Origin of the sequence: Spirosoma utsteinense (assembly GCF_014282275.1) — a bacterium.
GTDB classification, from domain to species: Bacteria; Bacteroidota; Bacteroidia; order Cytophagales; family Spirosomataceae; genus Spirosoma; species Spirosoma utsteinense.
Genome location: NZ_VFIA01000050.1, coordinates 25,052 through 31,191, shown reverse-complemented (window position 1 = coordinate 31,191; position 6,140 = coordinate 25,052). Strand labels below are relative to the sequence as shown.

Here is a 6,140-nt window from a genome sequence, read left to right as displayed (position 1 = left end):
CTCGAATTCAAGCGATTGTAGAAGACTTATTTGCTGATTCAGGCAAAGTCATCGCGTTAAGTTGTTTTCCGTACATCAAAAATACGTCATCATCAATCTGATTTAGTATTACCTTCGGCTACTTCACGTTGGTAATAAGTTCGCAATTCGCCTTCCTTTCGTATGCATGACATAGCTCCTAAATGGAATAGCGCTTTCAAGCGCTTCCTAGCTTGATGACTAACTCTAGTCTTGCCCCGGATACTTGTTCCTGAGCGGAACTCAAAGGGTACCACGCCTGCGTGACACAAGCCATCTGTTTGGGGTCAGTAATCGTTGTCATCTCGTTTGTCACGACAATGATTTCCGTGGCGGTTGTCGAGCCGATGCCAGGTACTGAAACAATCCAGTCAAAGAGTTCTTTGAGCCGACCATTGTTCTGAATAAGTCCGTTGATCTGCTGCTCAATGGCCTTTTTTTCGTCCTTTAGGGCGATCAATGACTTACGGGAGCTGCCGCACCGGCGGACCGGCTGGAGTTGCTTTTGTAGAAGGGGATTGATAAATGAATCTTGTTCAGTTAGGGGATCAGCCAATAGATTATATGCTTGAATAAGACGCTGACGAGCGGCACTTAGAAACGCTAACTGCTGAATAACAGGGCGAGGAGGCTGCCACAGGCGAATTTGATTACGGAAACGATAAGCATATTCGGCGATGCGTTGGACATCGACGTTGTCGTTTTTACCCCGCTGCATACCCCCCGCTTGCTTGATTTGCAGTCGGACCGATTTCTATGATCTAAACAAGCGCGAGCGTATATTTTTCGTCATAATTTCGGTCCTCCCGAACGCAGGCGAAAATACGCAGTACCAATTTATTACGGACATTATTCAGCACCAGCATCTTGTTCTTTCCTTCTTTAACTTTTCGCTGGTAGTAGGCTTTGAGTTGCGTGCAATGCTAGATAGCCGACATGGCACCTAAGTGGAGCAACGACTTAACTTTTTTATTGGCTATATGACTCACTTGAGGACGGCCTTTTCGCTGGCCTGAACTCCGCTCAAAAGGTGCAACTCCAGCATAACAGGCAAACTTTTTGGGATCGGTGATTGATTTGAATTCATTGGTAGTGACGATAATTTCAGCCGCTGTTGTCTGGCTAATGCCAATGATGGAGGTGACTCGTTCAAAAAGCCGCTTAAGTTCAGGATCTGCCTGGGCCAGTTCAACGATGGCTTTATCGGCTGATTTCAGATCGGCCTTTAGGGCTTTTAACGAGCCAGCACAGGCTTGTTGTTCAGCTTTGCGTTCCGCCTTGTCAATGAAGCCTTTGGCATCAGTCAAGGGCGTCTGTAATTGTTTGATGACTTTGACCAGGCGGGCTCCTTGGGCTGTCAATCGATCCAATTGGGCGATTACGGAACGTGGTGGGGTCCACAAGCGGGCCTCGTCGCGGTTTTTGTAAGCAAACAGCGCAATGCGTTTAGCATCAACTTGATCCGTTTTGCCGCGTGTTAAACCCATGCTCTCCTGGATATGGGCGGCCCGCTCCACCCATATATTAGCCGAGAGTTGATGAAGCGCTTTCAATAAAGGGTTATTATAAATTCCGGTATGTTCCAGGCAGAACAGACACTGGACTATTGGTACTTTAGTTTGCTGACGCAGTACTTCTAGGAACTCAGTAATGCCTTTTTTGTCATTACTCACCTGCTGATGAAAAAGAATCTGGTTGGCTTTGGCCACCGCAAAATCGAGGGTGGCCTTAGAGACATCAATACCAATGAAGTAGTCAAATTGCATAACTTTACAGAGTAAAAATAACTGAGTTGGCCAATGGTTAGACGCTTTCGATACCTTGCTAATGGGTCTCCAGCCCGCATTTCTATTTGAAGTCAGCGTCTAAAATAACCCGGCAGGGTCTTGAATCGGTCCATAGGTTACGAGCCTTTCCGATGCGTTAAGGTAGCCCTGCCGGGGTTGGTCACTCACCGTTTGTGAGTATGTTCAAGTTACACGACTAATCTGAGAATCGTACAACGGTCCAAATCTAAAGGCCGACGCGGCTACTTTCCAGCCAAATCGGTAGCTTCACTTTGTGAAGAAATTCCAATAGATGCGCATTATATATTCCCGTGTGCTCCATGCAAAATATGACTTGAGTCATATCCCAACCCGGTACTGTTTTCAGTTGGCGAAGGGCTAGTTTAATGCCAGCCACCGTGTTTGGCGTGTGCACACCGAAAGGCAAACCTGTAATGAATTTTTACTGATGTCTAGACCAACACAATAGCGTAGTAGTTGCATATAAAAGGGGATTAAAGGTAAACGAATTGGTTGATCGACCGACTTTTCCCGCCTTTGCACATGCATGCCAGATTGTGGCCAATGGCCACTTCTATAAGTACTGTTGGAGCTACAGGGAAAAGACAAGCTAGCCAGAGCAACCAGCGGTACAGTATCGGTTGGACGTACTATCGGCGGAGCTCAGGATACTGGCTAGCCTTGTCAAGTCGTACTCAAAAATTGTACTTTTTCTGATATGATTAACTGAAATCAAAGATATGGACGGCGGACCGCTCATGCTTCAGCGAATTTGATACTCACACAAAATATAATTTCCCAACTCGATCTTAGTCAGCAAGATGTGCTTTTGTTTACACAAAATCCCCCGCCCGACCTCAGCCCAACGGGAGACACTAACCGCCTTAGTTGGTTGGTGAGTTTGACGGGAAACCGAAAAAGTACAATAAGGACGAATAGAGTGTGTCGACAGATTTCCACTTAGGTCCCAATCGCCACATCACTCCTTATTGTAGTCATCACGTCCTCAATACGCCGGCGGGATATTGAAAGTTCGACGCCATTGTTTAGAAGGGCCCTGCCATCGTTGCGTCCATTTGATCGTATACTGGCTACGTACCTTATATTCACAAAGGAGCTTTTATGAATACGTAGGAAGCCCGGTAAGGAGGCATAGCTTGACAGCGTGTAAGCAACCACGATCGTAGTTCTGTCGACCAAGTGGAAGGTTACGTAGTTGCCAAAACCCGCAATGTACAGAACCTCGGAGAGCTTGATTCGTTGTTTATGCGGATGGCCGGGCAGCCAGATGGCCTGGTCATCTGTTTGGTCAAAACTGTGTCTTAGCGCAGCGGCGTTATAATTTATCATTATTGTGGGAAGGCAGTATTGATCCTGGAATCGTGGATTGAAGCTTGCAATGTGATAGCGCCCTCTTCCCTACTATTCAGGTTAATTCTGACTGAATTAGTTGAAATGGTCACTTTGGTAGAATGCCCAGATCAATTTCAGGATTATGAGTTGATGAGTTGGCCTGATCGGCGAGTCTACCTGATCCAGATCAACCAAGATCTGGATGGTATCCAAGTGTTGATCGGTTGTCGTCTCGTAGTCTATACTCCAAGTGCTAAACAGCCGCTGGATCACCGGGCAGACAAATATCCTCGTCAGGTTGGTGTGCCGGGGATCCGCTTCGATTTCGATCACACAGCGTACAGACGACTTCAGGCGAGTCTTCCAGCACCTGCATAAAACCTCCCCGGACATAGATTAGTATCCCGTTATATCGACCTGCGCATTCCGCTGATGGCTTTCAGTTAGAAAATTGCGTCGATCTCTGCCTCTCGAAGACTGGCTATTAATTGGCTAAAGTAAACGATGCCGTGGTCCATGATTGCTTCGGTAGAATTCAATATCATCCATGTTAAATTCGGGTTGCTGAGCCTGATTGCCAAATGTGGTGCACCGAACCCAGTTCTGTACGACATACAGCTTGTAAGTAGTTTAGAAGGAAACGAAGAGTTACCAATTGTTATACTCCAGATCAACAGCAAATTTATATACCGAGAGGCTTACTTGCTGTAACTAATCAACCCGGTCGTGACTTAATAGTGGACTTTGAGTCTTTAGTTCATGGTAACTATCACTGTTTCTTGCCCCTCCTGCGATAACCAGGAGGCTGTCCGACGTAAAGGCGTCACGGCTAATGGACATCAACCGCACCGGCGGACCGGCTACAAAGGTGAAGCCTGCAAGCGTAGTTTTCAACTCGACTACGTCAAGCGAGCTTATCTACCCGGTATCAAAGAGCAAGTCATTGATTTGGCCCTGAATGGTAGTGGCATTCGAGATACAGCCGCATCGGCGGTCCGACCGTGTGTTGAAAATAAACATGAACACCGTTATGAGTACGCTCAAAAAAAAGCTGATCAAATTCGCTCCGTAAATCCAGCTTTTGAATCTACGGAAGCGACACTAAGCATTCGCATAGAAGCGGATGAGCAATGCCGGGCCGCCGGGCGGTCTTACGTACAAAAGAAGCGGAATCCACGCTGGCTTTGACGGTCGGCCGCTGCCGTGGGTCGAAGATCATGACACGGGCGAAATTGTTGCGTTCTTGTTTGGACGCCGGACGAATGCCAGTTTCAGGCGATTACTGAAGCTTTTGGCTGAATCTGGAGTAGTGGTGAGTCGCTGGTTTACGGATTATTGGTGCGGGGCCGCCCGTGCGGGCTTATCATGATCTGCTACCAGCCGAGATCCATCAGATAGGTAAAGACCAAACGCAAAGCATTGAACGCAAACATTTGGACTTACGAACCCGCATCAAGTGGTTAGCCCGTCGAACAATCTGTTTTTCCAAATCTGAATTGATGCATGATACGGTGATTGGCTTACTAATCAATCATCTTTTTTTAAGCTAAATGTCCACCTTTAAGGCACGACCATCAACCCTATTATACCAATGGCTACTAAAACTGTTGAACTGGCTCGACTAGGTGATATTGTTGTAGAGAGAAAATATGATATGACTTATGAGGAATTTAGCGAAAAACATCTTTTTGGTAATTACCCAGTTGTAATTGGTGACGCTTGTAATGATTGGTCAACAAAGAAAAAATTACTCCGTAATACTTTAAAACAGTCTACGGGGACGCAAGATGATTGTACAGGGCAACAACTATACGCTAAGTGAATACATCGACCTGATGATGGTTACTACGGAGGATAACCCGGCTCCTTATCCCTGCAAACTACAGATTGACAGGGATTATCCCGAACTGTTATCGGATGTAACACCCCGGTTTATGTATGCACTACCCGACCGTATTACCAGCAAACTCCTGCCTGATAGTTTCCTAGGTGGAACCGATACACTTGACATTTTCTTCGGTAGTCCGGGCGGTCAATTACCTTATATACACTATGATTATATGTGATTGCACGCTTACATAACTCAGATATATGGACGAAAGGAATTCACTGTATTCCCTCCTGACCAGACTCCTTATGTTTACCCCAAAGCAAATAACGTATGGGTATCCGAAGTCAATGATGTTAGAAATCCTGATCTAGAAAAGTACCCTTTGTTTGCTAAAGCAACTCCTGTTTCGTTTGTCGTCGGGCCCGGTGAAACTCTGTTTATTCCTTGTGGCTGGTGGCACACGGCGCGTTCGTTGACGGCTACCATATCGGTAGCGCTCGACTGCCTGAATGCATCCAACTGGAAAAGCTTTATTAAAGAAGTAGATATGAAGTTGAACCAACGACGACCCCTAATTGCTAAGGCCGCCCACGTCTATCTTTCTGCACTTGGTAGCGTGTTAAACACTTCCGAAAAAATCGGAATAAGTATTTAAAAGGTGTTAGGGAATTATATTTGGGATTTCAAATGAGCTTTTTTGTCCCTTTACAACTGTTTTTGTTCGACTGAATCGTCGGGTCGTTGAGTACGTTGTTCGGTAGCATCAATCAGGATAATGGTTGTCTTGTAAAAGTAGGCGTTGAATTCTTCGACGCTGAAAAAAGAACGTTTAGGGGCATGTCCGGACGGAACTAAAGCCCACTCAAGTACTATCTGACCGATGTCTTGATTTCGTTTAGCCGTCGATCCGTCTATACTGGTTGTAAAGCCCAATAGATCATAAGAAAGTCTTAATTTATAAGAAAACAGGTTAGACAAAAGCAGGTCAGTATGAATGCTTAACGCAGGTTCTTGTGGGCATTCGGCTTGTCGTTGTTGAATGGTATGTTTGTGAATCTGCTCGTGGGCTTGCTCGAACCAAACTAATCGTTTAGCGGATCGTTTTTTGTCCAAACCCGTGGCAAAGCCCATTGTCGGTCGGTCTTTAAAAT

10 protein-coding genes and 1 pseudogene are annotated in these 6,140 nt (G+C 45.9%); 6 read left to right on the top strand and 5 right to left on the bottom strand.

Annotated features, from left to right (window positions below; all coding sequences use genetic code 11):
• Positions 1-92: 92 nt before the first annotated feature.
• The 4 genes and pseudogenes from FH603_RS28745 to FH603_RS29325 all read right to left on the bottom strand — a co-directional run bounded on the left by FH603_RS28745 (position 93) and on the right by FH603_RS29325 (position 3,155).
• Positions 93-275 carry a transposase gene (locus FH603_RS28745; protein ID WP_317171321.1) on the bottom strand — a complete coding sequence of 61 codons (183 nt, stop codon included), beginning with the start codon at positions 273-275 and terminating at the stop codon, positions 93-95.
• Entirely contained in the window at positions 197-736 is a 540-nt protein-coding gene (locus FH603_RS24580; RefSeq protein WP_235985588.1) for a hypothetical protein, read from the bottom strand. The genes FH603_RS28745 and FH603_RS24580 overlap by 79 nt, the downstream gene beginning before the upstream one ends.
• 43 nt (positions 737-779) lie before the next feature.
• Positions 780-1,784, bottom strand: a pseudogene (locus tag FH603_RS24575) (IS110 family RNA-guided transposase).
• Positions 1,785-2,765: 981 nt separating this feature from the next.
• Positions 2,766-3,155: a LytR/AlgR family response regulator transcription factor gene (locus tag FH603_RS29325; RefSeq protein WP_186741239.1), complete on the bottom strand. Its 390-nt coding sequence runs from the start codon at positions 3,153-3,155 to the stop codon at positions 2,766-2,768.
• Positions 3,156-3,917: 762 nt separating this feature from the next.
• On the opposite strand from FH603_RS29325, the gene FH603_RS29320 reads away from it, so the two are divergent.
• Genes FH603_RS29320 through FH603_RS28715 form a run of 6 tightly spaced genes read left to right on the top strand, consistent with a single transcriptional unit; the run spans position 3,918 to position 5,644 of the window.
• On the top strand, positions 3,918-4,346 hold the full coding sequence (locus FH603_RS29320; RefSeq protein ID WP_186741241.1) for an IS1 family transposase: 429 nt from the start codon (positions 3,918-3,920) through the stop codon (positions 4,344-4,346).
• Positions 4,282-4,527 (top strand): IS1 family transposase, encoded by a 246-nt coding sequence (locus tag FH603_RS29315; protein WP_394366409.1) that lies wholly within the window; start codon positions 4,282-4,284, stop codon positions 4,525-4,527. Before FH603_RS29320 ends, FH603_RS29315 begins: the two co-directional genes overlap by 65 nt.
• Entirely contained in the window at positions 4,511-4,708 is a 198-nt protein-coding gene (locus tag FH603_RS29000; protein WP_317171322.1) for an IS1 family transposase, read from the top strand. Before FH603_RS29315 ends, FH603_RS29000 begins: the two co-directional genes overlap by 17 nt.
• Positions 4,709-4,749: 41 nt before the next feature.
• Complete coding sequence (locus tag FH603_RS28725; protein ID WP_235985579.1) at positions 4,750-4,980, top strand: hypothetical protein; 231 nt, start codon at positions 4,750-4,752, stop codon at positions 4,978-4,980.
• Entirely contained in the window at positions 4,946-5,224 is a 279-nt protein-coding gene (locus FH603_RS28720) for a hypothetical protein (protein WP_235985580.1), read from the top strand. The genes FH603_RS28725 and FH603_RS28720 overlap by 35 nt, the downstream gene beginning before the upstream one ends.
• Positions 5,225-5,644 (top strand): cupin-like domain-containing protein, encoded by a 420-nt coding sequence (locus FH603_RS28715; RefSeq protein WP_235985581.1) that lies wholly within the window; start codon positions 5,225-5,227, stop codon positions 5,642-5,644.
• 50 nt (positions 5,645-5,694) lie between these two features.
• On the opposite strand, the gene FH603_RS24545 is transcribed toward FH603_RS28715, so the two are convergent.
• Entirely contained in the window at positions 5,695-6,120 is a 426-nt protein-coding gene (locus FH603_RS24545; protein ID WP_186741233.1) for a hypothetical protein, read from the bottom strand.
• Positions 6,121-6,140 lie beyond the last annotated feature (20 nt).